This is a genomic window from Arthrobacter sp. H41 (assembly GCF_000520535.1).
Taxonomy (GTDB): Bacteria; Actinomycetota; Actinomycetes; order Actinomycetales; family Micrococcaceae; genus Arthrobacter_D.
The window spans coordinates 1,122-4,531 of sequence record NZ_KI914807.1 but is presented as its reverse complement, the minus strand read 5'-3'; the positions used below and the strand labels follow the sequence as shown (position 1 = coordinate 4,531).

The 3,410-nt window shown below is 68.8% G+C and carries 3 protein-coding genes; all 3 read right to left on the bottom strand.

Features of this window, described 5'->3' with window-relative positions; all coding sequences use genetic code 11:
• Positions 1-1,925: ATP-dependent DNA helicase RecG (locus tag Y705_RS19405; RefSeq protein ID WP_253908592.1), on the bottom strand; the 1,925-nt coding region annotated here is incomplete at its 3' end.
• Positions 1,918-2,901, bottom strand: coding sequence for a DAK2 domain-containing protein (locus tag Y705_RS19400; RefSeq protein WP_049822654.1), 984 nt, complete (start codon positions 2,899-2,901; stop codon positions 1,918-1,920). The genes Y705_RS19400 and Y705_RS19405, both read right to left, overlap by 8 nt.
• Positions 2,902-2,923: 22 nt before the next feature.
• The coding region (locus Y705_RS23210; protein ID WP_253908591.1) for a thiamine-phosphate kinase at positions 2,924-3,410 on the bottom strand (487 nt) is incomplete at its 5' end.

The following is a 3,410-nucleotide window of genomic DNA, read 5'->3' as shown; positions in this document are numbered from 1 at the left end:
AGGCCCGTGACGAGCAGGCAGGTGCCGGCATGCCCGCCGCGGCCCACCCGCCCACGCAGCTGGTGCAGCTGGGAGATGCCGAAGCGGTCGGCGTCCATGATGACCATCAGGGTGGCGTTCGGCACGTCCACGCCCACCTCGATCACCGTGGTGGCCACGAGGAGCTGGATCTCACCGTCGTTGAAGCGGCCCATGATCGATGCCTTCTCCGCCGGGTCCATACGCCCGTGCAGCATGCCGGCCGTCACGGACTCCAGCTGCGGCACCTCCGCGAGGGAGCCGTAGAGCTCCACGACGCTGGAGAGTTCCTGCTTCGACGGCGCCGCCTGGACATCCGGCTGGTACAGCTCCAGCGCGGTGCCGTCCTCGCCCGACCCGGCGTCGTCACCGATCTTCGGACACACCACGTACACCTGCCGGCCGGCGTCGATCTCCTCCCGCGCCCGCGACCATACCCGCTGGATCCAGGCCGGATGCTCGGCGAGCCCTACCTCGTGCGTGCTGATGGGGGACCTTCCGGCGGGGAGCTCGGTCAGCGTCGAGATCTCAAGATCCCCGAACACCGTCAAGCTGGCTCCTGCGAAGAAGAACATTGCGGTCATGACCAGCACGTGGGGTGAGGCGGCGGCCTTCGAGCGGAGCAGGTCTCGCTGTTCGACGCCGAAGCGGTGCTGTTCGTCCACCACGATCAGGCCCAGGTCGAAGAACCGGACGTTCTCGGACAATAGCGCGTGGGTGCCGATGACGATGCCGGCGTCGCCCGAGGCCGCCTCCAGCAGCGCCTTCTTGCGCTGCGCGGTGTTCATGGAGCCGGTGAGGAGCACCACGCGCGTGCCGTCCAGCGCGCCTCCCAGCATCCCGCCCTCCGCGAGGGGACCGAGGGTGCGGGTGAGGGACTGGTGGTGCTGCATGGCCAGTACCTCGGTGGGTGCCAGCAGGGCTGCCTGTCCCCCGGCGTCGATCACCTGCAGCATGGCGCGCAGTGCCACGAGGGTTTTACCGGAGCCCACTTCGCCCTGGAGCAGCCGGTTCATCGGGTGGTCCCCGGCCAGGTCAGCGGCCAGGGTCTCGCCCACCTCCCGTTGTCCGTCCGTCAGGGTGAACGGCAGCCGGGCGTCGAACTGGTCGAGCAGTCCGCCGGCGCGCGGCGGCCGCGCGGTCGCTTCCTCGCGCGCGGTCAGTGCCCGACGGCGGGCGAGCGCGGCCTGGAGCACGAAGGCCTCCTGGTACCGGAACCGGTGCTGCGCGCGGTAGGCGTCCTCCACGACGGCTGGGCGGTGCACGAGTTCGTAGGCCTGCGCGAGGCTCATCAGCTTGTCCCGGCGCGCCACCGCCTCCGGCACCGGGTCGACCAGGTGGGTGGGGTCGAGGGTGTCGAGGATGATGCCCACGGCCATGGCGATCCGCTCGCTGCTGACCTTGTCCACTGCCGGGTACACGGGAATCGGCTGGTTCACGTACTCGGGGTTGTCGTCGTCGTCGTCCAGGAGCACGTACTTGGGATTGGTGAGCGTGAGCTTCCCCCGGTACACCGTGACCTTGCCGGAGAACATGGCGCGTACGCCGGGACGGAGTTCCCGCTCCGCGCCGTACCCGTTGAAGTAGGTGAGGTTCATCTGCCCGATTCCGCCGGCGGAATCGTCCGTGATGATCACCTCGAGGAGCATGCCCTTGCGGGTGCGCATGCGGCGGGCGTTGGCCGACTGCACGCGGGCGACCAGGGTGACCTCCTCGTCCACCGGGACCTCTGCAATGGGGGTCAGCTCGCCGCGCTTGAGGTAGTTGCGCGGAAAGTGGTTGAGCAGCTGGCCCACGGTGTGGAGGTTCAGGTGCTTTGCCAGGAGCTTGGCGGGCGGCCCGAGGTGCTTCTCGAGCGGCACGTCAAGCTCCGACGTCGAAATACTCACCACCGCGCTGTCAGCCACGCTGGTCGCCGGAGCGTTCAGTCGCGGGTGCCCCCGCTCCGCCGGATTCCGCCTCCGGTAGGCCCGAGGCAAGCTGGGCCACCGTCACGTTGACCGGCTCGCCCGCTTCGTGGATGAGCCGAAGTGCGGGCTCAGGGTCCGGCACGTGCACATGGACCCGCCAGCGGTACCCTTCCGGCACCTCGCTGACGGCGCTCATGATCACTGAATCGCCCAGCTCATCGAGGTGCAGGCGCAGGGTCGCGGCGTCGAGCGGGCTCAGGTTGATGGTGCACATGATCTCGACGCCGTCGGCATCGCCCCCGGCGTGGAGGTGGGGGGCCTGGATGTCGTAGCCGTGCAGCCCGTCGAGCAGCTCATCCTGGAGCTCCTCCCCCAGCGATGAGGCGCGGAGGGCATCCATGATGAGCAGGAAGCCCACGCCGCCGGCGTCGACGATCTTCGCCTCCGTCAGGGCGCCCAGCTGGCTCTCGGTCTGGATTACGGCCTGGAGCGCGTGCTCCACAGCGGCGTGGAGTGTTTCAGCGAGGAAGTGGTTGCTCTCGTCGCTCTCGGGTGCTCCCGCTGTTTCCCCCGCTCCCCTGGCGGCTGCCTCGAGGACCGAGAGCATGGTGCCGGGCACCGGATCGCTGAGGGCCGACCAGCTGCGGATCTGCGCCCGGTGCAGCGCCGAAGCCAGCAGCCTGGCGGTGAGGCGATTGGCGCCGTGCAGCGGCTCGGCGAGTGCCGAGAGGAAGACGGCGAAGAGCGTGCCCGAATTGCCCCGGGCGTCCTCCATAGCGGCGCGGCCGGCTACGGCGAGGAGCTCCCCGAGGTCGGTGCTGTCCACGTCCTGGGCGGCACGGGAGGCGGCACACATGGTCAGGTAGAGGTTGGTTCCGGTGTCGCCGTCGGCAACCGGAAAGATGTTGATGGCATTGAGGCGGTCGCTATGGTTGCCGAGGGACTCTTCGGCTTTGCTCAACCATCGCTTCATCGCCGCTGCATTTGCGGTGATCTTAATGTGCAAAGTGATCCCATCCAATGGACGCCGGAGCCTGTGACCCAAGCGTCACGTGAGGCGTCCCTGCCGTTACCGAGCCTATCGCAGTAAACCCGTTCGGGAGGGTAACAGTTCGGTCAAACGTCGCCAGCAATCCGTGGTCCTCGCCGCCGCCCAACACCCAGTGCAGCGGATCCACCTGCAGAACCCGGGCCGCCTCGACCAGCGGGACGGCGAAGCCCTGCAGCGCTTCGGAATCGAGGTCGATGTGCACACCGCTGGCTTCCGCGATCCTCCCGGCATCCCGCACCAGACCATCCGAGATGTCGAGCATCGCGCTCGCGCCGGCGTCCGCGGCTGCCGGACCCGCGTGGAGCGGCGGTTCGGGGCGGCACTGAGTGTCCATCAGCGCCAGCTCGTCGTCCCCCAGCGTCTCAAGGTCCTGGATCGATTCGAGCAGCGCGAGACCCGCGGCGGCCCGCCCCACCGTGCCGGCAAGTGCG